The sequence below is a fragment of the Sphingomonas glacialis genome (assembly GCF_006439055.1).
Classification (GTDB): Bacteria; Pseudomonadota; Alphaproteobacteria; order Sphingomonadales; family Sphingomonadaceae; genus Sphingomonas; species Sphingomonas glacialis_A.
This window is the reverse complement of sequence record NZ_RCZC01000001.1, coordinates 93,450-119,591: the sequence shown is the minus strand read 5'-3', so window position 1 is coordinate 119,591 and position 26,142 is coordinate 93,450. Positions and strand designations below refer to the sequence as shown.

The 26,142-nt window shown below is 67.2% G+C and carries 24 protein-coding genes; 13 read left to right on the top strand and 11 right to left on the bottom strand.

The window, feature by feature from the left end; genetic code table 11:
• Positions 1-116 precede the first annotated feature (116 nt).
• Positions 117-3,095 carry a PAS domain-containing protein gene (locus tag EAH76_RS00565; RefSeq protein WP_140846717.1) on the top strand — a complete coding sequence of 993 codons (2,979 nt, stop codon included), beginning with the start codon at positions 117-119 and terminating at the stop codon, positions 3,093-3,095.
• Between the two features lie 4 nt (positions 3,096-3,099).
• Here the strand turns inward: EAH76_RS00565 and EAH76_RS00560 are convergent, their stop codons facing one another.
• Complete coding sequence (locus EAH76_RS00560) at positions 3,100-4,242, bottom strand: SET domain-containing protein (RefSeq protein ID WP_140846715.1); 1,143 nt, start codon at positions 4,240-4,242, stop codon at positions 3,100-3,102.
• 110 nt (positions 4,243-4,352) lie between these two features.
• Complete coding sequence (gene dapE, locus EAH76_RS00555) at positions 4,353-5,489, bottom strand: succinyl-diaminopimelate desuccinylase (protein WP_140846713.1); 1,137 nt, start codon at positions 5,487-5,489, stop codon at positions 4,353-4,355.
• Between the two features lie 10 nt (positions 5,490-5,499).
• Between dapE and EAH76_RS00550 the strand changes: the two genes are divergently transcribed.
• Positions 5,500-5,964 carry a cupin domain-containing protein gene (locus EAH76_RS00550; protein ID WP_194150914.1) on the top strand — a complete coding sequence of 155 codons (465 nt, stop codon included), beginning with the start codon at positions 5,500-5,502 and terminating at the stop codon, positions 5,962-5,964.
• A gap of 4 nt (positions 5,965-5,968) precedes the next feature.
• Here the strand turns inward: EAH76_RS00550 and EAH76_RS00545 are convergent, their stop codons facing one another.
• A complete protein-coding gene (locus tag EAH76_RS00545; protein ID WP_140846709.1) occupies positions 5,969-6,634 on the bottom strand; it encodes a glutathione S-transferase family protein in 666 nt (221 codons plus the stop codon).
• 71 nt (positions 6,635-6,705) lie between these two features.
• On the opposite strand from EAH76_RS00545, the gene EAH76_RS00540 reads away from it, so the two are divergent.
• Positions 6,706-8,049, top strand: a complete 1,344-nt coding sequence (locus EAH76_RS00540) for a chloride channel protein (protein ID WP_140846707.1) — start codon at positions 6,706-6,708, stop codon at positions 8,047-8,049.
• On the top strand, positions 8,046-8,516 hold the full coding sequence (locus tag EAH76_RS00535; RefSeq protein ID WP_140846705.1) for an OsmC family protein: 471 nt from the start codon (positions 8,046-8,048) through the stop codon (positions 8,514-8,516). Before EAH76_RS00540 ends, EAH76_RS00535 begins: the two co-directional genes overlap by 4 nt.
• A gap of 220 nt (positions 8,517-8,736) precedes the next feature.
• Here EAH76_RS00535 and EAH76_RS00530 read toward each other — a convergent pair whose 3' ends face one another.
• From EAH76_RS00530 to EAH76_RS00500, 7 genes are all read right to left on the bottom strand, one after another.
• Positions 8,737-9,111, bottom strand: a complete 375-nt coding sequence (locus tag EAH76_RS00530; protein ID WP_140846703.1) for an endonuclease domain-containing protein — start codon at positions 9,109-9,111, stop codon at positions 8,737-8,739.
• Positions 9,112-9,203: 92 nt separating this feature from the next.
• Complete coding sequence (yihA, locus tag EAH76_RS00525) at positions 9,204-9,839, bottom strand: ribosome biogenesis GTP-binding protein YihA/YsxC (protein ID WP_140846701.1); 636 nt, start codon at positions 9,837-9,839, stop codon at positions 9,204-9,206.
• 162 nt (positions 9,840-10,001) lie between these two features.
• Positions 10,002-11,756 (bottom strand): membrane protein insertase YidC, encoded by a 1,755-nt coding sequence (yidC, locus tag EAH76_RS00520; RefSeq protein WP_140846699.1) that lies wholly within the window; start codon positions 11,754-11,756, stop codon positions 10,002-10,004.
• 34 nt (positions 11,757-11,790) lie between these two features.
• Positions 11,791-12,003 carry a membrane protein insertion efficiency factor YidD gene (gene yidD, locus EAH76_RS00515; RefSeq protein ID WP_140846697.1) on the bottom strand — a complete coding sequence of 71 codons (213 nt, stop codon included), beginning with the start codon at positions 12,001-12,003 and terminating at the stop codon, positions 11,791-11,793.
• A 151-nt stretch (positions 12,004-12,154) separates the two neighbouring features.
• Complete coding sequence (rnpA, locus tag EAH76_RS00510; RefSeq protein ID WP_140848263.1) at positions 12,155-12,466, bottom strand: ribonuclease P protein component; 312 nt, start codon at positions 12,464-12,466, stop codon at positions 12,155-12,157.
• Between the two features lie 11 nt (positions 12,467-12,477).
• Positions 12,478-12,612, bottom strand: coding sequence for a 50S ribosomal protein L34 (rpmH, locus tag EAH76_RS00505; protein ID WP_010162954.1), 135 nt, complete (start codon positions 12,610-12,612; stop codon positions 12,478-12,480).
• A gap of 101 nt (positions 12,613-12,713) precedes the next feature.
• Complete coding sequence (locus EAH76_RS00500; protein ID WP_140846696.1) at positions 12,714-13,043, bottom strand: hypothetical protein; 330 nt, start codon at positions 13,041-13,043, stop codon at positions 12,714-12,716.
• Positions 13,044-13,176: 133 nt separating this feature from the next.
• Between EAH76_RS00500 and EAH76_RS00495 the strand changes: the two genes are divergently transcribed.
• From EAH76_RS00495 to EAH76_RS00480, 4 genes are all read left to right on the top strand, one after another.
• Positions 13,177-14,682: a YifB family Mg chelatase-like AAA ATPase gene (locus EAH76_RS00495; RefSeq protein WP_140846694.1), complete on the top strand. Its 1,506-nt coding sequence runs from the start codon at positions 13,177-13,179 to the stop codon at positions 14,680-14,682.
• A gap of 85 nt (positions 14,683-14,767) precedes the next feature.
• Positions 14,768-15,301 carry a DUF805 domain-containing protein gene (locus EAH76_RS00490; protein WP_140846692.1) on the top strand — a complete coding sequence of 178 codons (534 nt, stop codon included), beginning with the start codon at positions 14,768-14,770 and terminating at the stop codon, positions 15,299-15,301.
• A 106-nt stretch (positions 15,302-15,407) separates the two neighbouring features.
• The gene (locus EAH76_RS00485) at positions 15,408-16,550 is read left to right on the top strand and encodes a catalase family peroxidase (protein ID WP_140846690.1); all 1,143 of its coding nucleotides are present in this window, start codon (positions 15,408-15,410) and stop codon (positions 16,548-16,550) included.
• Positions 16,547-17,074 carry a cytochrome b gene (locus EAH76_RS00480; RefSeq protein ID WP_140846688.1) on the top strand — a complete coding sequence of 176 codons (528 nt, stop codon included), beginning with the start codon at positions 16,547-16,549 and terminating at the stop codon, positions 17,072-17,074. The genes EAH76_RS00485 and EAH76_RS00480 overlap by 4 nt, the downstream gene beginning before the upstream one ends.
• 8 nt (positions 17,075-17,082) lie before the next feature.
• On the opposite strand, the gene EAH76_RS00475 is transcribed toward EAH76_RS00480, so the two are convergent.
• Positions 17,083-18,492: a helix-turn-helix domain-containing protein gene (locus EAH76_RS00475; protein ID WP_140846685.1), complete on the bottom strand. Its 1,410-nt coding sequence runs from the start codon at positions 18,490-18,492 to the stop codon at positions 17,083-17,085.
• Positions 18,493-18,579: 87 nt separating this feature from the next.
• Here EAH76_RS00475 and EAH76_RS00470 point away from each other — a divergent pair, with 87 nt between their 5' ends.
• The 5 genes from EAH76_RS00470 (at position 18,580) to EAH76_RS00450 (ending at position 26,071) form a co-directional block, all read left to right on the top strand.
• Positions 18,580-20,106, top strand: coding sequence for an acyl-CoA carboxylase subunit beta (locus EAH76_RS00470; RefSeq protein WP_140846682.1), 1,527 nt, complete (start codon positions 18,580-18,582; stop codon positions 20,104-20,106).
• Positions 20,103-22,244 carry a methylmalonyl-CoA mutase gene (scpA, locus tag EAH76_RS00465; RefSeq protein WP_140846679.1) on the top strand — a complete coding sequence of 714 codons (2,142 nt, stop codon included), beginning with the start codon at positions 20,103-20,105 and terminating at the stop codon, positions 22,242-22,244. The genes EAH76_RS00470 and scpA overlap by 4 nt, the downstream gene beginning before the upstream one ends.
• A 119-nt stretch (positions 22,245-22,363) precedes the next feature.
• On the top strand, positions 22,364-23,356 hold the full coding sequence (gene bioB, locus EAH76_RS00460) for a biotin synthase BioB (RefSeq protein ID WP_194150913.1): 993 nt from the start codon (positions 22,364-22,366) through the stop codon (positions 23,354-23,356).
• Complete coding sequence (locus EAH76_RS00455) at positions 23,347-23,709, top strand: lysozyme inhibitor LprI family protein (protein WP_140846677.1); 363 nt, start codon at positions 23,347-23,349, stop codon at positions 23,707-23,709. The genes bioB and EAH76_RS00455 overlap by 10 nt, the downstream gene beginning before the upstream one ends.
• A gap of 238 nt (positions 23,710-23,947) precedes the next feature.
• Positions 23,948-26,071: an acetyl-CoA carboxylase biotin carboxylase subunit gene (locus tag EAH76_RS00450; protein WP_241659477.1), complete on the top strand. Its 2,124-nt coding sequence runs from the start codon at positions 23,948-23,950 to the stop codon at positions 26,069-26,071.
• The last annotated feature ends 71 nt before the right edge of the window (positions 26,072-26,142 follow it).

Here is a 26,142-nt window from a genome sequence, read left to right as displayed (position 1 = left end):
CTGACAGCGCTTATTATTAGGGCCGCCTATTGCCATATTGACAGCGTTGCCATGAGCCCGCACGGTTTGGCGGCCGCCGTCCGGCGCCGCAGAGCCCGTGTACGAGAGCTGAGCCTATGGCCGTTGAACATCCCGTGCCCGATCTCGTGCCGAGGTCGAATGCGGAGTCGATTTCAGCGAAATTGCGCTTTCTCGATGGCGCGGGGCCGACCGCGACGCGGTTGCGGACGCGCGATTGGAGCGATCATCCGCTCGGGCCGCCCGAGGATTGGCCCGCCACGCTCAAGCTCAGTGTTAGCCTCTGCCTGCGCGCGCGCTTCCCGAGCGCAGTCTATTGGGGCGCGGATTTCTGGCTGATCTATAACGACGCCTGGACCGGCATATCCGATGGTGACGCCGATGGGTCGAAGCTCGCGCGTCCGGTGGCGGAGACGCGGCCCGAACTGTGGCCGATGATCGAACCGCATTTCCGTCGCACCTTCGAAACGGGCGAAGGCGCGACCTTCTCGGCGCAGCCGGTGACGATGCTGCGCGACGGCGCGCCGTCGCTCACCTACTGGACCTACAACATTTCGCCGATCCAGGACGAGGACGGTACCGTCTGCGGCCTGTTCAACCAGGGCCTTGAGGTGACGGGCCATGTCGAGACCGAGCAGGCCCTCCGCGCGGCCAAGCGCGAGCGCGATTTCATCCTCACCCTGGTCGAGGAACAGCGCATCCAGCCCGCGCCGGACGATGTCATGCAGCACACCGCCGAGGTGCTGGGCAAGTTTCTCGAGGTCGATCGGGTCGGCTTTTTCGAGGTCACGCCCGACGATCTGCTGAAATATGGCGCGTGCTGGGTCAGTGGGCGGCTGTCGGCGCTGACCGGCACGATGCCGACGGTGATGTTCGGCAAGATGGTCGGCACAATGGTGCAGCTCGGCAATACGCTGGCGTTCAGCGCGCCCGACGACCCCGATGCGCCCCCGCAAGCCGTGCTCGGCGCGACCGGAACCAAGGCGGGGATGAGCGTGCCGCTGGTGCGCGGGGGGACGCTGCAGGCGGCCCTCTATATCAGCCATGCCGAACCGCGCGCCTGGACGCGGGGCGAGATCGCGCTGGTCGAGGAAGTCGCCGAACTGAGCTGGGACGCCGTCGCGCGGGTCCGCGCGGTCACCGAATTGCGCGCGCTCAATGCCGAGCTCGCGAGCAAGGTCGCCGCGCGCACCGCCGAGCGCGACCAATTGTGGGAATTCAGCACCGATCTGCTCGGCATCGCGGAACGGGACGGACGCTGGATCTCGGTCAATCCGGCGTGGGAACGGTTGCTCGGCTGGGCGAGCGAAGACATTATCGGGCGCGACAGCCAGTGGCTGCGGCATCCCGACGATGCGGGCGGCAACGCCGCCGAGATCGCACGGATCGCGGCGAGCGGGACGACGCACCGGCTCGAAAAGCGGCTGCGCACGCGCGACGGCGGTTACCGCACCTTCGCCTGGCAGACGATCCTGGTCGGGGACCGGATATATACCAATGCGCGCGACATCACCGAGGAGCGGCGCCAGGAAGCCGCTTTGCGTGCCGCCGATGCGCGGACGCGGATCGTGCTCGATGCGATGGAGGGGGTCGGGGTGTGGACCTACGACGTCGTCCGCGACCGTTTCGACAGCGAGATCGGGTTTGCCGAGCTGTACGGCTTCACCCCCGAACAGATGCAGGCGGGCGTCTCGCTTTGCGATGTGGCGGGGCGGATCCATCCCGAGGATCGGCCGATCCTCGACGCCGCGATCGAGCTTGCCCGCAAGACCGGACAGGACGGGGCGCACGAATATCGCCTGCTGTTGCCCGATGGCAGCGTGCGTTGGGTGATGGCGCGCAACCATGTCCAGCACGATGCCGCCGGCCGGCCCGAGACGGTGGTCGGCGTCGGCGTCGATGTCAGTCGCCAGCGCGAGCTCGAGGAGCGGCTGCGCCAGGCGCACAAGATGGAAGCGGTCGGGCAGCTCACCGGCGGGCTGGCGCATGATTTCAACAATTTGCTGATGGGCATTTCGGGCGCGCTCGAACTGATGCAGCTGCGCGTGCGGCAGGGGCGGAGCGATGATCTGCCGCGCTATCTCGACGCGGCGCAGGCGGGGACGGTGCGGGCGGCGGCCTTGACGCACCGGCTGCTCGCTTTCTCGCGCCGCCAGCCGCTCGATCCGCGCCCGGTCCATGTCCCGCAGCTCATCGCCGGGGTCGAGGACCTCGTACGTGGGACACTTGGACCGTCGATTACGCTCGAGACCGCGATCGACGCCGACAGCTGGTCGGTGCTCGCCGATGCCAACCAGCTCGAGAACGCGGTGCTCAACCTGTGCATCAATGCGCGCGATGCCAGCCCGGCCGGCGGCACGGTGCGGATCACGACGCATAACGAGACCTTCGATCCCGCTGCCGCGGCTCTGCGCGACCTCGTGCCCGGTGCCTATCTCGTGCTGTGCGTCGCCGATTCGGGAACGGGGATGAGCCCCGAGGTGATCGCCCGCGCGTTTGATCCGTTCTTTACCACCAAGCCGACCGGGCAGGGGACGGGGCTCGGCCTGTCGATGATCTACGGCTTCGTCCGGCAATCGGGCGGGCAGGTGCAGATCGACTCGCGGCTCGGCGAAGGCACGACGATGTGCCTGTATCTGCCGCGGCATGACGGTGCCGTCGGCGACGGCGCGCCGGCCCAGGCGGGGCCCATGCTCGGCGGGGCGCAGCGCGGCGAGACCGTGCTCGTCGTCGATGACGAGCCGAGCGTGCGGATGCTGGTGAGCGAAGTGCTCGGCGATCTCGGCTATGTCGCGCTCGAGGCGGCGACGGGCGCGGCGGCGCTCGAGCTGTTGCGCTCGGCCGAGCGGATCGACCTGCTGGTGACCGATGTCGGGCTGCCCGGTGGGCTCAACGGCCGGCAGGTCGCCGATGCGGCGCGGGTCGCGCGGCCGATGCTGCCGGTGCTGTTCATCACCGGCTTTGCCGAGAATGCGGTGGTCGGCGACAGCGCGCTCGAGCCGGGGATGGCGTTGCTCGCCAAGCCGTTCGCGATCGAGACGCTGGCGCAGCGGATTCGCGCGATGCTCGGCGGGTGACCTGCTACGCTGCCCGGTCGCGCGCCGTCACGGCATCGCGGCGGCGCAGATAGGGCGCGACGAGGTTGCGCGACCGGAACCATTCCTGGCGCGCCTGCGACAGCGTCGAGAAATTGCCGATTACACGGCGGCACTCGGGGCTGCGGCACTGGCAGATCATGTGCCAGTTCGATTCGGCGAGCGTGGTCGAATAATCCCAGGCGATCTCCTCGCCGGGCGCGATGTCGCGCACTGCGACCAGCGTCACGCTGCCGCCGGCGAAGCGCAGGCCGGCATTGGGGTCGCAGCTATGGTTGATGAGATCGTCGATCTTGCCCGACGGCCCCATGAAATGCTGCGGGGTCACCTGAACGAAACGGTCGCTCGAGCCGCGCATCAGGCTCGGCACCTGGTCCGCGCGGAAGCGGCGGCCGGTGAAGCGGATGATCGCATCGCCCTCGGCAAAGCCTTGCGCGGCATAGACCGCCTTGCCGAGATGCGTCTCGCCGACCGCGAACAGATTGGCGGCGGGGCTATAGGCGTCGAGCACGTAGAAGCGGCCGTGGCGGAAGCCGAGCGAGCGCAAGGGGTTGATCGTGGCCAAGCCGACCATGAACCACACGCTCGCATGGCACAGCAATTCGACGAGGATATAGGCATATTCGCCGACATGCTGATCGCCGCTGCGCGTCGCCACGAGCAAGGTGGCGAGGTCGCCGATCGACCATAGCCCCCAGGCGGGCGAGCGTTCGCGGGTGCGGTCCTGCAGCACGCTCTGCCAGGTCGGCCAGAAGCTCACCGGTACCGCGACGACGACGAGCATATGCGCCCAGAAGGCGTTGCGCGAAACGATCCACAGTGTCAGCGCGGCGAGGCACGCGGCCATGCAGAACAGCTCGCCGCGTGAGGGCGCGCTCCAAATCGAGCGGCGCCAGATGCCGATCGTCACTGCGGCGCACGCACATGCCGACAGCGCGAACACCCAGCCCGGGAGCGCGCTCGGATTGACCGCGGCATAAGTGGCAGCCTCGACCGCGGTGGCGGCGCTCCAGATCAGCCAGGAGGCGCGGTTGGGCTGGACGAGATGGCGACGCAGGCCGACCAGGTACAGGCCATAGCCGACCAAGCTGCATGCGATCGCAATCAGGAACCAGGGATCGATCGGCATGCCCGCGCACCGTTAAGGTTAATCCGATGCGTATCGCATCTGCCGACTCGCGTCCATGAAAAGCTAGGAATCTCCACGAGTCGCGCCGAGTTCCGATGCTTTGGAATCGGTTAGGACCGGCCGATTCGGGCGATGATCTCGCCGTAGATCGCGGTCAGCGCGACGAGGTCCGCCACCGCCACCGCTTCGTCGAGCTTGTGCATCGTCGCGTTGACCAGACCGAATTCGACCGTCGGGCACAGCGCCGAGAGGAAGCGCGCGTCGGACGTGCCGCCGGTGGTCGACAGCGCCGGCACCAAACCGGTCTTCGCTTCGATCGCGGCGCCGATCAGCGCCGAGAATGGTCCCGGTTCGGTGAGGAACGCCTCGCCCGAAATCCGTGCGGTCACGGTCGCGGCGGGATCATGGCGGTGGACGAGTTCTTCGATCCGCTCGACCAGGCGAGCGCCGTTTTGCTCGTCGTTGAAGCGGATGCTGAGGCGCGCCGTCGCCTTGGCCGGGATGACGTTGGTTGCGGGGTTGCCGACGGTGATGTCGGTGACTTCGATGTTCGACGGCTGGAACCAGGCATTGCCGGCGTCGAGCACGATCGCGTCGATCTCGGCGAGCATCGCGACCAGCCGCGGGATCGGATTGTCGGCAAGCTGGGGATAAGCGACATGGCCCTGCTTGCCCGGCACCGCGATCCACAGATTGACCGAGCCGCGCCGGCCGATCTTGACCATGTCGCCGAGCTTCGCCGACGACGTCGGTTCCCCGACCAGGCAGTAATCGGGCTGCACGTCCGTTTCCGCCATCCGCTCGATCAGGCTGCACGTGCCGTAGGTGGCGGGGCCTTCCTCGTCGCCGGTCAGGATCAGGCTGAGCGGGGCGGTGGGCTCGGGCGGGATCGCGGCGATGAAGGCGGCGATCGCACCCTTCATGTCGACCGCGCCGCGCCCATAGAGCAGGTCGCCGCGGATCTCGGGCGCAAACGCGCCGCTCGTCCAGCCTTCGCCGGGGGGCACGACGTCGAGATGCCCGGCAAAGGCGAGGTGCGGGCCGGTCCCGCCGCGCGTCGCGAGCAGGTTTTCGACAGGGCCGTCGGGGGCTTCGCCGATAGTGAAGCGATCGACCGTGAAGCCGAGCGGCAGCAGCGCCGCTTCGACCACGTCGAACACGGCGCCCCGCGCCGGGGTCACGCTCTCGCAAGCGAGCAGCGCCTTGGCGAGGGTGATGCAGTCAGGCAGGGTGGTCGCGTTATCCATGGAGGCGACATTGCCCAAGCTCGACCTCGATACAATCCCGCAAACCAATGCGACGGGCTATCCGCCGCCGTTCGATGCGCCGGTGCAGGGGCGGTGGTATCGCCGGCTCGCGCCGCCTGCTGGGCTGACGCATTTCGGCGCGAGCCATGTAACGCTCGCGCCCGGCGGCTGGTCGTCGCAGCGGCACTGGCATGCCGATGAGGACGAACTGCTCGTGATGCTGTCGGGCGAGGCGGTGTTGGTCGAGAACGGCGGCGAGACGCTGCTGCGCGCTGGCGACGTCGCGACGTTTGCGGCCGGGGTCGAGGATGGGCATCATCTGCAGAACCGCAGCGATACGGCCTGCGTGTTCGTCGCGATCGGCGCGGGGCCGCGGCTGCAGGGCGGAGAGTATTCCGATATCGACATGCGCTTCCTGCCCGGCCGCTACGAGCGCAAGGACGGAACGCCCTATCCGACCGAGCGGCTGCCGTAGGCGATCACGCGGTGGCGGGTTGCTCGAACTGTTCGATCACCCATTCCTCTTCCTGTGCCGAGGCGATCCAGTCCTGCATGAAGGGGTGGTGGAGCACCGCGTCCATATAGGGCGCGGCGAAGCGCGCGATCGGCAGGCTGTAGGTGACGATCCGCGTCACGACCGGTGCGTACATGATGTCGGCCGCGCCGAACGCGCCGAACAGGAAATCGCCCTCGCCGCCGAAGCGCGCGCGTGCCTGCGCCCAGAGCTCCATGATCCGCTCGAGATCGGCGAGCACGTCGGCGTCGGGCGCGACGGGCGGGAAGATCTGGCGGACGTTCATGCTGTGCTTGCGGCGCAAGGCGGTGAAGCTCGAATGCATCTCCGCCGCCATTGAGCGCGCCATCGCACGGGCGGCGTCATCGGCCGGCCAGAAGAGGTCGCGCGACGTCTTCTCGGCGAGATATTCGACGATCGCGAGGCTGTCCCACACGACCGCATCGCCGTCCCACAGGATCGGCACCTTGCCCGAGGAGGGGGCGAATTCGTCGCCTTCGCGGCGCTTGTCCCACTCGGCGTCGTAGAGCGGGACGACCGCTTCCTCGAACAGCAGGCCCGATTGCTTGCACGCGAGCCAGCCGCGCAGCGACCAGGAGGAATAGGCCTTGTTGCCGATAATGAGTTTCATGGGCCCTGCCTAAGCGAGCAGGCCAGCCCACGCAACCGCATCCGCGGTGGCGCGCGGCGGCACAATCGCGCATGAGCCGAGCCATGAATCGCAACGCGCCTTATGCCCTTCGGCTGGTCTCGATCGTGTGGCGGCGTCGCGGTGCGCGGCAGGCCGGGATGCAACTCGGTCGATTGCGGCGGCGGCTCGCGACGGGTGTTGGTGCAGTGCTGCTCGGGTTGGTCGCGCTGGTCTTTGCGGGGGCGAGCGACCGCGCGCAGGCGCTGTTCGGCGGGTTCGTCGCGCGTTTCCCTTATGCGCCGCTTGCGTTGACCCCGGCATTGTTCGCGCTGGTCGTGTGGGTGACGCGCCGCGCCGCGCCCTTTGCGCGCGGGTCGGGCATCCCGCAGGTCATCGCCGCGAGTCGCGCGCCCGATACGCCGCCGAGCAATGCGCTCGTCTCGCTGTGGACGGCGTGCGTGAAGCTGGTGCTGACGATCGTGATGCTGCTCGGCGGCGCGTCGGTCGGGCGCGAGGGGCCGACGGTGCAGATCAGCGCGGCGATCATGGTCAAGGTCCACCGCTATTTCCGCGTGCCGATCACCTCGGGCGTGCTGATCGCCGGTGGCGCGGCCGGCGTTGCGGCGGCGTTCAACACGCCGCTTGCCGGTGTCGCCTTCGCGATCGAGGAGCTCGCCGCCGCGTATGAGCAGCGCGTCGCGGTGCTGGTGATGGGCGCGGTGATGATCGCCGGCTTGGTGAGCCTCGGGATCGCGGGCGACTATGTCTATTTCGGCGTGATGCGCGATACGCTTGGGGTGTCGGCGGTCTTGCTCATCACGCCGGTGGCGGGCGTGCTCGGCGGGGCTGCGGGCGGGTTGTTCTCGCGGTTGGTGCTGGGCTTTGCCGGGGCGCAGTGGCGTCCGATCGCGGCGGCGCGGGCGCATCCGATCGCGTTTGCCGCCGGGTGCGGGCTCGTCGTGGCGGTGCTTGGGATCGTGACGGGCGGGGCGACCTGGGGGACGGGCTATGGCGCGACGCGTGCCTTGGTCGAGGGGCAGGGGCAATCGGACTGGTTCGGGCCGGCCAAGTTCCTCGCAGCGCTCGCCACGACGCTGAGCGGAGCGCCGGGCGGCATCTTCGCGCCGTCGCTCGCGGTGGGGGCGGGGTTCGGCAATCTGCTGACCGGGCTGTTTGCGGGTCAGCCGGCGGGCGCGGTCGTTTTGCTCGGCATGACCGCCTATTTCGTCGGCGTGGTGCGGGCGCCGCTGACCGCGGTGATCATCGTGATGGAGGCGACCGCGGCGCGCGGGCTGATCCTGTCCTTGTTCGCGACCGCGCTGATCGCCGATGCGGCGAGCACGCTGGTGTGCCGCGAGCGGCTGTATCACGGGCTCGCCAAGCCGTTCGTGGCACTGGTGGAGGGCAAGGCATGACGCAGAGACACGATTTTACCGCGCGGATCGCCTGGACGGGCAACCGCGGGGCGGGGACGTCGAGCTATAGCGGTTACGACCGGACGTGGGATATCGCGACGCCCGGCGGGGCGGTGGTGGCGTGCTCGAACGACCCGCGGCTTGGCGGCGATCCGGCGCTGCCCAACCCCGAGGACCTGCTGCTGGCGAGCTTAGCGGGGTGCCATATGCTCTGGTATCTGCATCTGGCGAGCGTCGCGGGCGTGGTGGTGACGGGGTACGCCGACGATCCGCTTGGGGTGGGCGAGAGCGCGCCCGATGGGACCGGGCGGTTCGTGAAGGCAGTGCTGCGGCCGCGGATCGAGGTAGCTGCGGGGAGCGACCTGACGGTGGCGGATGCGATCCATGCGCGGATTCATGCGCATTGTTTTATCGCGCGATCGGTGAATTTCCCGGTGGAGATTGCGGCGAGCTACGTCGAGGTTTGAGCTGGGTCTTGCTGGAAAGTCACACGAAAGTCGCACCATCGCGGGGTCGCGCCGATCAGGTCGGCGTGTTGGCATGGACTCGACGGTGAGAAAGAGCGTGTTTGTTGGCGATAGTCTCAAAAACCAGCGATGTAGGACAGCGTTTTATCGACGCGGCACGCACAATCCTCCCCCGCCAGGGGGAGGTGGCGCCGAAGGCGACGGAGGGGGCGGTCGGCGGTCAGCTCTCAAATCGATCGCGTCGCTGGAGCGCAGTGGCGATGATCTGGCGTACGACATCGTTCAAATTCGCCAGCACATCGAACGTCGGATAGCGCAGCACCCGTAATCCCCGCGCAGCGAGCCATGCGTCGCGCACGACGTCTCGCGCCGGCCGATCGCCGCGGGTGTGCGCCTCGCCATCGATCTCGATGACGAGACGAGCCGGGGTACAGTAGAAATCCAGAACGTAATCGTTGACGGCGTGCTGTCCGCGGAAGCGCTGGTTGGCCTCGTTTCGGCGCAATGCCAGCCAGAGCGCGATCTCGGGCGGGGTCATTTCCTGCCGCAGTCGCTTGGCGTTTTGCTTGCCGCTTGGCGATCCTTCGAGCCGCATCCCCGACCGCCCCCTCCGTCACGCTGCGCGTGCCACCTCCCCCTGGCGGGGGAGGATTGGAAGTTAAGGGCGGACCGATACGGCGTCCAGGCTCAGCGCACCGCCTCGATCACCGCCGCGCGCAGTTCGGGGATGCCGAGGCCAGTCTCGCTCGACGTCACCAGGATCTCCGGATGTGCCGCCGGGCGCTTGCGCGCCTCGACAGCGGTCGCCTCGGTTACCTCGACCAGCTCCGACGCCTTGATCTTGTCGGCCTTGGTGATGACCATGCGATAGCTCACCGCTGCCTTGTCGAGCATCTCGAGAATGTCGCGATCGACCTCCTTGATGCCGTGGCGCGCGTCGATCAGCACCAGCGCACGCTTGAGCACGTCGCGCCCGCGCAGGAAATCGTTGACCATGAAGCGCCACTTCTTGACCAGATCCTTCGGCGCCTTGGCATAGCCATAGCCCGGCATGTCGACCAGCCGGAACGCCAGCGGATTGCCGACGTCGAAGAAGTTCAGCTCCTGCGTGCGGCCCGGCGTGTTCGACGTGCGCGCAAGCGAGTTGCGGTTGGTCAGCGCGTTGAGCAGCGACGATTTGCCGACGTTCGAGCGGCCGGCGAAGGCCACTTCGTTGACCGTCGGCTCGGGAATGAACTCGAGCGTCGGGGCCGATTTCAGGAACGCGATCGGCCCGGCGAAGAGCTTGCGCGCGATCTCGACGTCTTCTGGTTCGAATGCCATCTTAAATCCTCCCTCGCGCAGCGGGGGAGGTGGCGAGCGCAGCGAGACGGAGGGGGCGGGGGCTGGACGCAACAATAGCCGTTGCCCCCCTCCACCCCTCGGCTGAAGGAGCCGAGCGGTCCCCCTCCCCCGGTTCCCGGGGGAGGATTTTCAGGGAAATGCTCACTTCGTCACCGCCGGCTCTTTGAGGCCCGGGTGCCGCGCGTACAGCAGGCGCTGCTGCGCGACGGTCCACAGGTTCGAGGTGATCCAGTAGACCTGCAGGCCGACTGCGAACGGCGCCATCACGAACATCAGCACCCACGGCATGATCGCGAACACCTGCTTCTGCGCATCGTCCATCGGCGCCGGGTTCAGCTTGAACTGGAAGTACATCGACACGCCGAGCAGCACCGGCACCACGCCGATCGCGAGGAACGACGGCAGATGGTACGGCAGATAGCCGAACAGGTTGAGGATCGTCGCGGGATCGGGCGCCGACAGATCGTGGATCCAGCCGACGAACGGCTGATGGCGCATTTCGATCGTCAGCAGCAGCACCTTGTACAGCGAGTACATGATCGGGATCTGGATCAAGGTCGGCAGGCAGCCCGCGAGCGGGTTGACCTTCTCGGCCTTGTACAGCGCCATCACTTCCTGCTGCGCGCGTGCCTTGTCGTCCTTATATTTCTCCTGGATCGCCTTCATCTTCGGCTGGATCGCCTTCATCGCGGCCATCGAGGCGAACTGACGCTGCGCGACCGGGAAGATCAGCGTGCGGATCGTGACGGTGAGCAGGATGATCGCGACACCGAAATTGCCGATCATGCGGAACAGCCAGTCGAGGTACTTGAAGATCGGCTTCTCGACGATCTCGAACCAGCCCCAGTCGATCGCCTTGCCGAAATGCTGGATGCCGAGGCGATCCTCGTAGCGGTCGAGCGTGTTGGTTTCCTTGGCGCCCGCGAAGAACTTCGCGGTCGAGACGAGCGCCTTGCCCGGCGCGATGACGCGCGGGGCGAGCGTGAAGTCGCCCTGGAAGGTGTCGCCATTGGCGGCGTGGAAGCCGGCATGGACCTGCGCCTTGGGATCGGGGATGACCGCGGCGAGGAAATATTTGTCGCCGAAGCCGAGCCAGCCGCCCTTTGCGTCGAAGAAGTTGTCGCCGGCCTTGGCGTTGCTCCCCCAGATGCGGCCCATGAAGGTCGCGTCCTTGCCCTTCAGATTGTCGAAGGTGATGTCGTAGGTCGCGCCTTTGTCGAACACACCGATCGGGCCGATATGGTTGGTCCAGGTATCGGCCTCGGTGCCGACGCCCGAGCGCGAGACGAGCGCGTAGGGGCGGAGCGCAATCGGCGCGGGGCCGGCATTGCCGACGCTCTGGCGCACGGTGAACATATATTTCGCATCGATCGCGAAGGTCAGCGCGAAGACCTGGCCCTTGCCGTTCGCCCAGCGCAGCGTGACCGGCGTGGTCGGGGTGAGCGCCCCGCCGCTCGCGGTGAAGACCGTGTCGCCGTTGGGGACGGTGACGCCGTCGCCGTTCCAGCCGAAGCCGGCAAAATAGGCATCCTTGGTGCCGCGCGGCGAGAGCAAGCGGATCGGCGGCGAGTTCTTGTCGATCGTCTGCTTGTAGTTGGTCAGCGTCAGATCGTCGATCCGCGCGCCCTTGAGGTTGATCGAACCCTGGAGGTCGGCGGTGCGGATCGGCACGCGCGGGCTCTCGGCCTGGACGATCTTGAGATCGCGCACCGCGGCGGCCCCGGTCGCGGCAGGGCCGGTCGGCGTGTTGACGACCTGGCTCTTGCCATCGACCATCTTCGTGGCCGGCGGATTCGCCGCGCGCGGGAAAAAGCGCGCCGACAGGAAATTCCCGCCGAACAGGATGATCGCGGCGAGCACCGCGAACAGGATGAAATTGCGGGTATCTTGTTTCACGCTAGCGGTATCCGTTCGTCACTCGCAGGAGTCCTCAGGGCACAGGATCGGGTCCGAACCCGCCCCAGGGATGGCATCGCGCGATTCGCTTGGCCGCCAACCACCCACCTTTCACCGCGCCATAGCGGCGTAAGGCGGTGATTGCATAGGCGGAACAGCTTGGTTGATAGCGGCAGGAGGGCGGGAGGATCGCCGAGGGTCCGACTTGCCAGGCGCGGACGAGCAGGACGAGGAGGCGGGTCAGCATGGCAGCGCTCCGGCGCGAATCGCCCATCCGTCACCCCGGGCGTGTGCCGGGGTCCAGCTGGCGGCTCGCGCATCCCTTGCAATCCGGGCGTTGCGCGGGGTGCGAAGTGGGCCCCGGCACAAGGCCGGGGTGACGGTAGGGTGGGGACGGCTCACCGCGCCACCTTCGCCAGCGCCTTGACCAGTTCCGCGCGGAGCACGGCATAGTCGCGCTCGATCCCGCCATTGCGGCCGATCAGCACATGGTCCGCGCCGCGCACGCCCGAATCGGGGAGCACGTCACGCGCCAAAGCGCGCAACCGGCGTTTCATCCGGTTCCGCACCACGGCATTGCCGATTTTCTTGGTAACGGTGAAGCCGACACGCATGTCGCTCGACCCGTCGCCGCGTGCGCGCACTTGCAGGACGAAGCCCGGCATCGGCGCACGCTTGCCCGAATTCGCCGCGAGAAAATCGCGGCGAATCTGGAGGTTGGTTAGGCCGACAGCTTCTTGCGACCGCGATTGCGGCGTGCGCGAATCACGTTGCGGCCGCCCGGCGTCGCCATGCGCGAGCGGAACCCGTGGCGGCGTGCGCGCACCAGATTGCTCGGCTGAAAGGTCCGCTTCATCGTTCATTCCCTAAAATTCTGCCCGGGGCACGTCTAAATAGAAAAGGGCCGCCACGAGGACGGCCTTGGTGGGCTGCGCATAAATGCGAGGGGCGGCAAAGTCAACGCGGACGATCGTTCGACGGCGGTGCGAGAATTTCGGCGAGGCGCTGGCGGAAGGTCAGCGGCGGACCATCGGGCGCCAACTCCTTGTCGCGTGCGCGGCGGCGCGCGGCACTTTGGCGGCGGAGACCCATATCGGCGTAATGGCCGAATTTCGGCCAGCGGCGCTTGGCATCGACGAACAACCGCTTGGTGCGCTGCGAGTTCTGCAGCATCAGCGCGAGCCCCGCGGCGAACACGAAGATCCCGCCCGGCCCCGGAATCGCGCCGACCAGCGGCGAGAGAATCACCAGCACGACGCCGGTCGAGAACCACAAGGTCCGGAGCATGGGGTGGCGTTGCGGCTTCATCGACCACCGATGTGGGCAACGACGATCACTAAGACAAGTCGCGCGTCTGGATCACGTATTCGTAACGGTCCTAATTCCGTTATACCGTGGGGACTTGCTGGGGGGTGAGGGGATGGTCGCGAGCGTATCCACGGTGGCGTATCTCGGGCTCGAGGCGCGTGCGGTCGAGGTCCAGGTGCAACTGATCCCCGGTTTGCCCGGTTTCTACGTCGTGGGACTCGGTGACAAGGCGGTCGGCGAAAGCCGCGAGCGCGTTCGCGGCGCGATCGCGGCGATGGGGCTAGCGCTGCCGCCCAAGCGAATCGTGGTCAATCTGTCGCCCGCCGATTTGCCGAAGGAAGGATCGCATTTCGATCTGCCGATCGCGCTCGGGCTGCTCGCGGCGATGGGGGTGGTCGATGCCGAAACGCTGAGCGACTATCTCGTCGTTGGCGAACTGAGTCTCGACTCGCGGATCGCGCCATCGCCTGGCGTGCTGCTCGCCGCGCTCCACGCGGCCGAACGCGGGCTCGGGCTGGTGTGCCCGGCGGCGCAGGGTGCGGAGGCGGCCTGGGCGGGGCAGGGGGTGATCGCCGCGCCCGACATCCTGTCGCTGATCAACCATTTCAAGGGCCACGGCCTGCTCGCCACGCCGCAGCCGGGCGCGATCGAGAGCGCGGCGGCGGGACCTGATCTGCGCCAGGTCAAGGGGCAGGAGACCGCCAAGCGCGCGCTCGAGGTTGCGGCAGCGGGGGCGCACAATCTGTTGATGGTCGGGCCGCCGGGATCGGGCAAATCGCTGATGGCGTCGTGCCTGCCGGGCATCCTGCCGCCGCTCGACGCGGCCGAGGCGTTGGAAGTGTCGATGGTGGCGAGCGTCGCGGGAACGTTGAGCGGTGGGCGGCTGACGCGGGCGCGGCCGTACCGTGCGCCGCACCATTCGGCGTCGATGGCGGCGCTGGTCGGCGGGGGATTGAAGGTCAAGCCGGGCGAGGTGAGCCTCGCGCATCTCGGCGTGCTGTTCCTCGACGAATTGCCCGAATTCCAGCGCGCGGTGCTCGATTCGCTGCGCCAGCCGCTCGAGACCGGATCGGTCAGCGTCGCGCGCGCCAATGCGCATGTCACCTTTCCGGCGCGCGTCCAGCTGATCGCGGCGATGAACCCGTGCCGCTGCGGGCATCTCGGCGATGCGGCGCTCGCGTGTTCGCGCGCGCCGAGGTGTGCGGCGGATTATCAGGCCAAAGTGTCGGGGCCGCTGCTCGACCGGATCGACCTCCACGTCGAGGTCCAGGCGGTGAGCGCCGCCGATCTCGTGCTGCCGCCGCCCGCCGAAGGATCGGCCGAGGTCGCGGCGCGCGTCGCGGCGGCGCGCGCGGTGCAGACGCTGCGTTATGCCGATCATCCGGTGCGCACCAATGCCGAGGTCGATGGCGACCTGCTCGACGCGGTGGCGACGCCCGACGATCCCGGCCGGGCATTGCTGGCGCAGGCATCGGCGGCGATGGGGCTGTCGGCGCGTGGCTATACGCGCGTGCTACGCGTCGCGCGGACGATCGCCGATCTTGCGGGGGTCGAGCAGATCGCGCGGCTGCATATCGCCGAGGCGCTGAGCTATCGTCGGCAACCACCACGCGGTTGAGCGCGTTGTTGCACAGTGACTTGCTAGCGAAACGTTTGCCAGCGACACTCAGGCACGCACGACGCGCCGAATAGGGGGACCGACGATGGAATGGATGATCTTGCCGTTGAAGCGCTATGCGCAGTTCAATGGCCGCTCGCGCCGCAAGGAATATTGGATGTGGATCCTGTTCCAGGTGATCGTCGGCATCGTGCTCAGCTTCGTCGATGCAGCCCTCGGGCTTGGAGGCCAGGCGACGGGCGCGACGAGTTCGGTGCCGGGCAGCGTCGCCGCGGCGGGCAATCTGCGCGGCGGGATCCTCAGCAATATCTTCTCGCTCGCCGTGTTGCTGCCCAACATCGCGGTCGCGGTGCGGCGGATGCACGACATCAACCGCAGCGGCTGGTACATCCTGCTGCCGATGGTCCCGGTGTTCGTCGCGATCTTCGCGATGGCGGGCAGCGCGGCGTCGGGCAATATGGGCGTGATGATCGTGGCGGGCGTCGCAGGGCTTGCCGCGCTGATCTGCAGCATCCTGGTGTTCGTCTGGTATTGCACCGCCGGCACGCCGGGCCCCAACCGCTTCGGCAACGATCCCAAGGCGGACGTTCCTGCCGATCTGGCGCGCACCTTCGAATAGGCGGCGCTATGCGCGCTCGACCATAGTCTGCTAACCGAGTTTATTATCACCGGTTCGGTCCGTGGCGCGTATCGGCCATTGGCGGCGGGGTGGTACGGAGAGTGTCATGCCGTACGTCGAAGATCCCCCCGCTGCGCCCGTTCCCCCGGAGGATCACCCGCCTGGCGAAAGCACGCTCGCATTGCTGCGGCGGCATTCGGGTGCGGCGGTGGGGATCGCGGTCGTGCTCGCCGCGACGGTCGGCGGCTTTGCCTATGTCGGCGGGTTCCTGACCCCCGACCGGCTCGGCGCCGACAAGATCGCCAATGCGCTCGAGGCGACCGGCGGCGGTGCGCATGCGGGTTTCCGCCGCGCGCACGCCAAGGGCATCTGCATCGCCGGGACTTTCACCGGCACCGCCGCGGCGGCGCGTGGCCTGTCGAGCGCTGGCGTGTTCGATGGCCGGCCCGTTCCGGTCACGGGCCGCTTCGCCGAGGCGACGCCCGACCCGTATGCCAAGGACCCGATGGTCGGCGTGCGCAGCATGGCGCTGCGGCTGCAGCCCGTCGGTGGCGACGAATGGCGGATGGCGATCAACGACACGCCGGGCTTGCACGTCTCGACGCCCGAGGCCTTTTACGAAAACGCGCTCGCCTCTGTCCCCGATCCCAAGACCGGCAAGCCCGACCCGGCCAAGGTCGCGGCGTATCTCGCCAAGCATCCCGAATCGGCGGCGTTCCTCGCGCGGATGAAGGCCAAGCCGCTGGCTTCGGGCTTCGCCAATGACAGCTATAACAGCATCGACGGCTTCCTCTTCGTCGCGCCCGACGGGACGCAGCGGCTGGTGCGCTGGACGATGCAGGCCGAGGCGCCGTTCGCCACGCTGACGCCCGCGGCGCGCGCAGGACGATCGGCCAATTACATGTTCGAGGATCTGCTCGCGCGCGCCACGACCGGGCCGCTCAAGTGGCGGCTGGTCGCGACGCTCGCGCAACCGGGCGATCCCAATCGCGCCGCCGAGGTCTGGCCCGCCGACCGGCCCAAGGTCGATCTCGGCGAATTGGTGATCGACCATGTCGAGAGCGAAGCGATGGGCAATTGCCGCGACATCAATTTCGATCCGCTCGTGCTGCCAGCGGGCATGCTGCCGTCGGACGATCCGATCCCGTTCGCGCGATCGGCGGTCTATGCGACCTCGTTCCGCCGCCGCACGCGCGAGCACACACCGCCGAGCGCGGTCGCCAACCAATCCGCGGGGACCCGGCCATGAGCGCTTCGACGCAACGCTTTCCGCTCGCCTCGCGCATCCTGCATTGGGGGATGGCGGTGCTCGTGCTGGCGATGCTGCTGATCGGCATCGGCATGGTGAGCACCACCGGGCCCGACTATTATCGCTTTCTGTCGGTGCACCGCTCGATCGGCATCGCGATCCTCGTGCTGGTCGCGATCCGGCTGATCAACCGCGCGATCAACCCGCCGCCGCCGCTGCCGCGCGATCTGCCGGGCTGGCAGAAGGCGCTGGCGAGCGTGTCGCACTGGCTGCTCTATGGCTTGATGATCGTGTTGCCGATCATCGGCTGGGCGATGTTGTCGGCGGGCGGCTATCCGATCCTGGTTTTCGGCGTGGTGCATCTGCCCGCGATCCTGCCGCACGATGTCGCGCTGTTCGCGGTGTTGCGGACGCTGCACACGGTGTTCGCGGTCTTGCTGTTCGCGACCTTCCTCGCGCATCTCGGTGCCGCGCTGTTCCATGGCTGGATCCGCCGCGACGGCGTGCTCGAGAGCATGGCGTAGCCGCTGCGCTACGGCGTGGTGCGGAGCTCGTAGGGGATCCGCCCGCGCCGGTCGGGGTCGATGTGCAGATCGCTTGCCGCGGGCGGGAAGGCGCGCTGGTCGCAGTCGGCGCGCGGGCAGACGCGGCACGAGCTGCCGATCGGCGTTGCGCTGCTGTCGGTGCGCAGGCCGTCGGCATAGACGAAGGCGGGGGCGTAGCGCTCCTCGCAGCCGAGCGCGACGGCGTAGCGGCGCGGGGCTCGCGTGTAGCTGTTCGACGGTTTGACGAGGCCCTTCGCCATCGAGACGTAGCGCACGCTGTCGGGCGTCTCGGCGAGCTGGACGAGGATGCGATCGGGGATCGCCACCGCTTCGTGCACCACCCAGAGCGGACACGCCCCGCCGAAACGCGCGAATTCGAGGCGGGTCGCCGAATGCCGCTTGGTGATGTTGCCCGCCATGTCGACGCGGCAGAAAAATACCGGAATGCCGAGCGCGCCGGGGCGCTGGAGCGTCGAGAGGCGGTGGCAGGTCTGTTCGAAGCTCGTGCCGAACTGGAGCCGGAGCTGGTCGACATCGTGGCGGCACTCGCGCGCCGCCTGGCGGAAGGCGAGGTAGGGCATCAGCAATGCCCCGGCGGCATAATTGGTGATGCCGGCGCCAAGGAGCTGGCGCCCGACGCTGCTCTGCGATCCGCGTGCGGCGATGGTCTCGATCAGCTCGCCGAATTCGAGGCGGGCGAGCTGATAGGCGACGGAAAAAAGGGTGCTTTCGGCGGGCTGCGACGGGTCGATATGCAGCACGCCTGCCGGATCGAACGCGCGGATCGCGCTGTCGCCCTTCGCGATCGGCGCGACGCGCACGCCGAAGCGGTCGCGCAGCCGGGCCTCGATCCGCCGGAGCGCCGGGCCGTCGGCGAATTCGGCGGCGATCCGTTCGGCGGCGCGGTCGATTTCGTCGATGTAATTCTGCTGCGCGTGAAACCAGTCGCGCACTTCCTCCCATGGCAGGCGGCGCGCGCTGCCCTCGGCGCCGACCTGATCGTCGAGCGCGCGCAATTGTGCGAGATTGGCGCGCTGCGTCGCATAAAGCGCGGCGAGCCGGCGGGCGATCAGCGGATGCTGCCGGATCACGCGCTCGATATCGCTGAGGTCGGAGACGACGTCGGCGACGCTCGGGTCGGAGCAGGCGTCGATCACGTCCGACAGCAGCGTCTCAGTCTCGCTCGGGTCGATCGCCGACCAGTCGTGCGGATAATGCGTCGCCAGCGCTGCCAGCACGTTGCCGGTGATCGGCCGGTCGCCGCTTTCGATCTGCGAGAGATACGACACCGAGATGGCGAGCGACTTCGCCATCTCGGCCTGGCTCAGGCCGAGCTGCTTGCGCACCGCGCGGACGCGGTAGCCGTCGAACGATCGGCGCGATTGGGGGACGGGCATTGTGAAGTTTCCACACGCATATTTGCAAAACCACATTTGCATAGTGCGCGCAGAGCGGCAAGACGAGCGCGACCTAAGGGAGTGCGCATGTCTTCGACCCTCGCCGAACTGGAACGCAAGCGCGAAGCCGCCCGCATGGGTGGCGGTGAAAAGCGCATCGCCGCGCAACACGCCAAGGGCAAGCTGACCGCCCGTGAGCGGCTCACCGTGCTGCTCGACGAAGGATCGTTCGAGGAGCTCGACATGTACGTCGAGCACAATTGCGTCGATTTCGGAATGCAGGACCAGATCATCCCCGGCGACGGCGTCGTCACGGGATCGGGTACGATCAACGGCCGGCTGGTGTTCGTCTTCAGCCAGGATTTCACCGTGTTCGGCGGCTCGCTCAGCGAGCGCCATGCGCAGAAGATCTGCAAGATCATGGACATGGCGTTGAAAGTCGGCGCGCCGGTGATCGGGCTCAACGACAGCGGCGGCGCGCGCATCCAGGAGGGCGTCGCCTCGCTCGGCGGTTATGCCGAAGTGTTCCAGCGCAACGTTTTGGCAAGTGGTGTCGTGCCACAGATTTCTCTCATCATGGGGCCATGCGCCGGGGGTGCCGTCTATTCCCCGGCGATGACCGACTTCATCTTCATGGTGAAGGATAGCTCCTACATGTTCGTCACTGGCCCAGATGTAGTGAAGACCGTTACAAACGAGATCGTCACGCAGGAGGAACTGGGTGGAGCGGTGACGCATACCACGAAGTCGGGGGTCGCCGATGTGGCCTTCGAAAACGATATCGAGGCGCTGCTTGCGGCCCGCGACTTCGTGGACTTCCTTCCCGCCTCGAACCGCGAGGCTTCGCCCGAACGGCCGTCGTCGGACCCGTGGGACCGGATCGAGCACAGCCTCGACCAGTTGGTGCCGGCGAGCGCCAACCAGCCGTACGACATGCACGAGCTGATCCGGAAGACGGTCGACGAGGGCGATTTCTTCGAGGTCCAGCCGACGCATGCCGGCAACATCATCATCGGTTTCGGGCGGATCGAGGGGCGCACCGTCGGCTTCGTCGCCAACCAGCCGATGGTGCTCGCCGGGTGCCTCGACATCAATTCGTCGAAGAAGGCGGCGCGGTTCGTGCGCTTCTGCGACGCGTTCGAGATTCCGATCGTCACCTTCGTCGACGTGCCGGGCTTCCTGCCGGGCACCGCGCAGGAGCTGAACGGCATCATCAAGCATGGCGCCAAGCTGCTCTTTGCCTATGCCGAGGCGACCGTGCCCAAGATCACCGTGATCACGCGCAAGGCCTATGGCGGCGCGTATGACGTGATGGCGTCGAAGCATCTGCGCGGCGACCTCAATTACGCCTGGCCGACCGCCGAGATCGCGGTGATGGGCGCGAAGGGCGCGGTCGAGATCATCTTCCGCGGCCGCTCGCCCGCCGAGATCGCCGAGCAGACCGCGCAGTACGAGGCGCGCTTCGCCAACCCGTTCGTCGCGGCGAGCAAGGGCTTTATCGACGAGGTGATCCAGCCGCACTCGACGCGCCGCCGGATCGCGCTCGGCTTGCGCAAGCTGCGCGGGAAGAGCCTTGAGAACCCCTGGAAGAAGCACGACAACATCCCGCTATGACCGAAAAACCGACGCTCGATGCCTGGCAGGCCGCCGCTGCCAAGGAGGTCAAGGGGCGTGACCTGACCTGGCAGACCCCCGAGGGGATCGCGGTCAAGCCGCTCTATACTGCGGCCGATGTCGAGGGCATCGACCCCGGTCTGCCGGGCTTCGCGCCGTTCACGCGCGGGGTGCGTGCGTCGATGTATGCGGGGCGGCCTTGGACGATCCGGCAATATGCGGGCTTCTCGACCGCGGAGGCCTCCAATGCGTTCTATCGGCGCAACCTGGCCGCCGGGCAGAAGGGGCTGTCGGTCGCGTTCGATCTGGCGACGCATCGCGGGTATGACTCGGACCATCCGCGCGTGACCGGCGATGTCGGCAAGGCGGGCGTCGCGATCGACACGATCGACGACATGAAGATCCTGTTCGACGGGATTCCGCTCGACAAGATGTCGGTGTCGATGACGATGAACGGCGCGGTTATCCCGATCCTCGCCTTCTTCATCGTCGCGGGCGAGGAGCAGGGCGTTCCTCAGGCGCTTCTGGACGGGACCATCCAGAACGACATCCTCAAGGAGTTCATGGTCCGCAACACCTATATCTACCCGCCGGCGCCGAGCATGCGGATCATCTCGGACATCATCGCCTACACTTCGACGCACATGCCCAAGTTCAATTCGATCTCGATTTCCGGCTATCACATGCAGGAAGCGGGCGCGACGCAGCTGCAGGAGTTGGCGTTCACGATCGCTGATGGGCGCGAATATGCCAAGGCGGCGATGGCGTCGGGGCTCGATCTCGATGCGTTTGCCGGGCGGCTGTCGTTCTTCTTCGCGATCGGCATGAACTTCTTCATGGAGGTCGCCAAGCTGCGCGCGGCGCGGAAATTGTGGCATCGCGTGATGACCGATCTCGGTGCCAAGGACGAGCGGAGCAAGATGCTGCGCACGCATTGCCAGACGAGCGGCGTGTCGCTGACCGAGCAGGATCCGTATAACAACGTGATCCGCACCACGGTCGAGGCGATGGCGGCGATGCTGGGGGGGACGCAGAGCCTCCACACCAATGCACTCGACGAGGCGATCGCGCTGCCGACCGATTTCTCGGCGCGGATCGCACGCAACACGCAGATCGTGCTGCAGGAAGAGACGGGGATGACCAAGGTCGTCGATCCGCTCGGCGGCAGCTATTATATCGAGGCCCTGACCGAGGAGCTGGTCGACAAGGCGTGGGAGATCATCCAGCGCGTCGAGGCCGAGGGCGGCATGGCACAGGCGGTCGCGGCGGGCTGGCCCAAGGCGATGATCGAGGAGGCGTCTGCCGGGCGTGCCGCGCGCGTCGATAAGGGCGAGGACGTCATCGTCGGCGTCAACAAGTACAAGCTCGCCGAGCAGGACCCGATCGACATTTTGGATGTCGATAACGTCGCGGTGCGGGAGTCGCAGATCGCGCGGATTGCGCGCTCGAAGGCCGGGCGCGACGAGGCGAAATGTACGGCGGCGCTCGACGCGTTGCGCGAGGGGGCGCGCGGTACGACCAACGTGCTCGCGCTCGCGGTGGAATGTGCCCGCCAGCGGGCGACGCTCGGCGAGATTTCCTCGGCGATGGAGGATGTGTTCGGGCGCTACGATACCGTGCCGACGCCAGTCTCGGGCATTTACGGCGGCGCGCACGAATTCGACGCCGCGTGGCAGGGGCTGAAGGAAGGCGTGGTCTCGCTCGAGACGCGCAACGGTCGCAAACCGCGGATGCTCGTCGCCAAGATGGGGCAGGACGGGCATGACCGCGGCGCCAACCTCGTGTCGTCGGCGTTCGGTGATCTCGGGTTCGACGTGGTGCCGGGGCCGTTGTTCCAGACGCCGTCCGAAGCCGCCAAGCTCGCGATCGAAAGCGATGTCGATGTGGTCGGCGCGTCGTCGCTCGCTGCGGGGCACAAGACGTTGATCCCCGAGCTGATCGGCCATCTGCGCGAGGCCGGCCGCGGCGATATCAAGGTGATCGCGGGCGGGGTGATCCCGGCGCAGGATTATCAGGTGTTGCGCGATGCCGGCGTGCAGGGGATTTTCGGGCCTGGGACGAACCTGGTCGAGGCTGCGGGCGAAGTGTTGCGATTGCTGGGGCATAATATGCCCCCGGTTGAGGAAGTTTCGGAATGAGTGATGTACGCGAGTCCCCCTCCCGCTTGCGGGAGGGGCTAGGGGAGGGCCTGTCAACGAGCGATGGCGCCATTGGCACGCCCCTCCCCCAACCCCTTCCGCAAGCGGGAGGGGAGCAGGTGCGCACCGACTGGACCCGCGCCGAGATCGCCGCTTTGTTCGATCTCCCGTTCGACGAACTGATGTTCCGCGCGCAGACCACGCACCGCGCGCATCACGCCGCGGGCGAAGTGCAGCTGTGCACATTGCTGTCGATCAAGACCGGCGGCTGCCCCGAGGATTGCGGCTATTGCAACCAGTCCGCCTCGGCCGAGACCGAGCTCAAGGCCAGCAAGCTGATGGACGTGCGCGCCGTCCTGCAATCCGCCGCCCAGGCGCGCGATGCGGGCAGCCAGCGCTTCTGCATGGGCGCCGCCTGGCGCAACCCCAAGGACAAGGACATGCCGGCGATCATCGAGATGGTGCAGGGCGTCCGCCAGATGGGGATGGAGACCTGCATGACGCTCGGCATGCTGACGCCCGGCCAGGCCGAGCAGCTCGCCGCGGCGGGGCTCGATTATTACAACCACAATATCGACACCTCGCCGGAAAAGTATGCCGAGGTCATCACCACGCGCACCTTCCAGGACCGGCTCGACACGCTCGAGAACGTCCGCGAGGCGGGGATCAACGTGTGCTGCGGCGGGATCGTCGGTATGGGCGAGACGCGCGGCGATCGCGTCGGCTTCGTCCATGCGCTCGCCACGCTGCCGCGCCATCCCGAGAGCGTGCCGGTCAATGCGCTGGTGCCGGTCAAGGGCACAGTGCTCGGCAACATGCTCGCCGACACGCCGCTTGCCGCGATCGACGATATCGAATTCGTCCGCACCGTCGCGGTCGCGCGTGTCACGATGCCGCTGAGCATGGTGCGGTTGTCGGCGGGGCGTGAGAGCATGTCCGAGGCGACGCAGGCTCTGTGCTTCATGGCGGGCGCCAACTCGATCTTCACCGGCGACAAGCTGCTTACCACGGGCAATGCCGGCGACGACAAGGATGCCGCGCTGCTGGCCAAGCTCGGCCTCGTCCCGATGCTGGGCGAGGAACCGATGCGAAAGGAAAAGACGTGCTGCTGATCGCGCTGCTCCTCACCGTTGCCGCGCCGGTCCAGACGCAGGCGGCGATGAACCGCTCGAGCGGCGCGAGTTACGCGCAGGCCGATGCCGCGATGACCGCGCAGTGGAAGCGGACCTATGCCTATATGAAGGGCCGCGATGCGCAGGACACGTCGCGCGGCGGCGGTTTCGGTTATGCGGGCTCCTTGCTCGAGAGCCAGCGTGCGTGGCTCAAGTATCGCGATACGCAGTGCGTGATCGAGGGCGGGCAATATGCCGGCGGATCGGCGCAGGGCATGACAACGGCGGCGTGCCGGACGGGTTTGACCCGTGCACGCACGGCGCAACTGAAGTCGTTGGTGTGGGGCGGCTGATGAGGATGCGGGTTCGCAGGCCTGCTATTCTGTTCGCTATCGGATCGGCGATCTATTGGGAAAGCGTTGCCGCGTTCCTCAGCATGATGAACCCTTTGGCGGGGCATAATGTAGCACCCTTCTGGATGGTTGCGATGGCGAATTGCCTCCCCGCCGCCCTCTACGCCGTCATCACATTGTTTTTCTGCCACTGGCTCGCGCGGCGTATCGTCCGCGATGTGACTTCGACAAAGGGCGATTGATGTTCAAGAAAATCCTGGTCGCGAACCGCGGTGAAATCGCGTGCCGCGTGATGCGCACCGCCAAGAAGATGGGGATCGCGACGGTCGCGGTCTATTCCGACGCCGACGCGCGCTCCCCGCACGTGCTGATGGCCGACGAGAGCGTCCGGCTCGGGCCGCCGCCGGCGGGTGAGAGCTATCTGCTCGCCGATTTGATCCTGCTCGCGGCCAAGGAAACCGGCGCGGACTGCATCCATCCGGGCTACGGCTTCCTGTCCGAGCGCGAGAGCTTCGCGCGCGCCTGTGCCGATGCCGGGATCGCGTTTGTCGGCCCGCCGCCCAAAGCGATCGCCGCGATGGGCGACAAGATCGAGTCCAAGAAGCTCGCCAAGGCCGCGGGCGTCAACGTCGTCCCCGGTTTCCTGGGCGAGATCGCCGATACCGAGGAGGCGGCGCGGATCGCCAGCGACATCGGCTATCCGGTGATGATGAAGGCCTCGGCTGGCGGTGGCGGCAAGGGGATGCGGCTGGCCTATAGCGAGCAGGACGTGCGCGAGGGCTTCGAGGCGACCAAGCGCGAGGGGCTCGCGTCGTTCGGCGACGACCGGGTGTTCATCGAGAAGTTCATCGAAAGCCCGCGCCACATCGAGATCCAGGTTATGGGCGATCAGCACGGCAACATCGTCTATCTCGGCGAGCGCGAATGCTCGATCCAGCGGCGCCATCAGAAGGTGGTCGAGGAAGCCCCGTCGCCGTTCGTTACGCCCAAGATGCGCAAGGCGATGGGCGAGCAGGCGGTCGCACTGGCGCGGGCGGTCGGGTATTTCTCGGCGGGGACGGTCGAGCTGATCGTGTCGGGCGCCGACACGACGGGCGAGGGGTTCTACTTTCTCGAGATGAACACCCGGCTGCAGGTCGAGCATCCGGTGACCGAGGCGGTGACCGGGCTCGATCTGGTCGAGCTGATGATTCGCGTCGCGGCGGGCGAGCCGCTCGGGTTCGGGCAGGACGATGTGACGCTCAATGGCTGGGCGATCGAGAATCGCGTCTATGCCGAGGACCCGTATCGTGGGTTCCTGCCGAGCATTGGGCGGCTGGTGCGGTATAATCCGCCGGAAAGCAGCGAGACGCCCTACGTGAAACTAAGCCCCTCCCCTTCAGGGGAGGGGTTGGGGTGGGGCCGTGCCGCGGACGCAGGTGCCGGGCTCGGTGAGACGCCCCCCACCCCCAACCCCTCCCCTAAAGGGGAGGGGCTTCAAGAAGCCTATACCCGCGTCGATGACGGCGTGCGGGAGGGGGGCGAGGTCAGCATGTTCTACGACCCGATGATCGCCAAGCTGATCACCTGGGCCCCCACCCGCGAAGAGGCGATCGACGAGCAGATCGCCGCGCTCGATGCGTTCGAGATCGAAGGCCCCGGCAACAATCTGGATTTCCTCTCGGCCTTGATGCAGCACCCGCGCTTCCGCTCGGGCAACATCACGACGGGGTTCATCGCCGAGGAATATCCCGACGGCTTCCACGGCGCCCCCGCCGAGCCCGAATTGATCGAGGCGCTCGCCGCGATCGCCGCCTTCGCCGCGACTGCCGAGGCCGACCGCGCGCGGCGCATCGACGGGCAGCTCGGCAAGCGGCTGCGCCCGCCGTCGGACTGGTCGGTGCGGATCGGCGAGACCGATCACCTTGTCGCGATCTCGACCGACGGGATCACCGTCGACGATGCCGATCTCGACATCGCGCTCGAATACACGCCGGGCGACCGCACCGTCGAAGCCGAGCTCGACGACGCCCCGCTGACCGTCAAGATTTCGCGCACCCGCACCGGCTTCAAGCTCACCACGCGCGGCGCAAGCCATGTCGCGCGCGTGCTCCCCGCGCATGTCGCGCCCTACGCGCAGCACATGATCACCAAGATCCCGCCCGATCTGTCTAAGTTCCTGCTCTGCCCGATGCCCGGTCTGCTGATGCGGCTCGACGTCGCCGCCGGCGACAAGGTCGAGGCAGGCCAGCCGCTTGCGGTGGTCGAGGCGATGAAGATGGAGAACATCCTGCGCGCCGAGAAGGCCGGTACGGTCAAATCGGTCAACGCCGCACCGGGCGACAGCCTCGCGGTCGATGCGGTGATCCTCGAGATGGAATGAGCGTTGCGGGGCCGGGCCTGCACGCACTTCATAAGATGCGCGTTAGGGCCGATCCGCGACAGTTTGCGACA

Bases quoted from the DNA above. Each gene is read 5' to 3' on its own strand.
- EAH76_RS00485 (WP_140846690.1), top strand. From the start codon at position 15,408: ATGCCGTACGTCGAAGATCCCCCCGCTGCGCCCGTTCCCCCGGAGGAT.
- EAH76_RS00545 (WP_140846709.1), bottom strand. From the start codon at position 6,634: ATGAAACTCATTATCGGCAACAAGGCCTATTCCTCCTGGTCGCTGCGC.
- yidD (WP_140846697.1), bottom strand. From the start codon at position 12,003: ATGCTGACCCGCCTCCTCGTCCTGCTCGTCCGCGCCTGGCAAGTCGGA.
- scpA (WP_140846679.1), top strand. From the start codon at position 20,103: ATGACCGAAAAACCGACGCTCGATGCCTGGCAGGCCGCCGCTGCCAAG.
- EAH76_RS00470 (WP_140846682.1), top strand. From the start codon at position 18,580: ATGTCTTCGACCCTCGCCGAACTGGAACGCAAGCGCGAAGCCGCCCGC.
- rpmH (WP_010162954.1), bottom strand. From the start codon at position 12,612: ATGAAGCGGACCTTTCAGCCGAGCAATCTGGTGCGCGCACGCCGCCAC.
- EAH76_RS00530 (WP_140846703.1), bottom strand. From the start codon at position 9,111: ATGCGGCTCGAAGGATCGCCAAGCGGCAAGCAAAACGCCAAGCGACTG.
- EAH76_RS00495 (WP_140846694.1), top strand. From the start codon at position 13,177: ATGGTCGCGAGCGTATCCACGGTGGCGTATCTCGGGCTCGAGGCGCGT.
- dapE (WP_140846713.1), bottom strand. From the start codon at position 5,489: ATGGATAACGCGACCACCCTGCCTGACTGCATCACCCTCGCCAAGGCG.
- EAH76_RS00500 (WP_140846696.1), bottom strand. From the start codon at position 13,043: ATGCTCCGGACCTTGTGGTTCTCGACCGGCGTCGTGCTGGTGATTCTC.
- EAH76_RS00560 (WP_140846715.1), bottom strand. From the start codon at position 4,242: ATGCCGATCGATCCCTGGTTCCTGATTGCGATCGCATGCAGCTTGGTC.
- yihA (WP_140846701.1), bottom strand. From the start codon at position 9,839: ATGGCATTCGAACCAGAAGACGTCGAGATCGCGCGCAAGCTCTTCGCC.
- EAH76_RS00475 (WP_140846685.1), bottom strand. From the start codon at position 18,492: ATGCCCGTCCCCCAATCGCGCCGATCGTTCGACGGCTACCGCGTCCGC.
- EAH76_RS00490 (WP_140846692.1), top strand. From the start codon at position 14,768: ATGGAATGGATGATCTTGCCGTTGAAGCGCTATGCGCAGTTCAATGGC.
- EAH76_RS00535 (WP_140846705.1), top strand. From the start codon at position 8,046: ATGACGCAGAGACACGATTTTACCGCGCGGATCGCCTGGACGGGCAAC.
- EAH76_RS00480 (WP_140846688.1), top strand. From the start codon at position 16,547: ATGAGCGCTTCGACGCAACGCTTTCCGCTCGCCTCGCGCATCCTGCAT.
- EAH76_RS00565 (WP_140846717.1), top strand. From the start codon at position 117: ATGGCCGTTGAACATCCCGTGCCCGATCTCGTGCCGAGGTCGAATGCG.
- EAH76_RS00540 (WP_140846707.1), top strand. From the start codon at position 6,706: ATGAGCCGAGCCATGAATCGCAACGCGCCTTATGCCCTTCGGCTGGTC.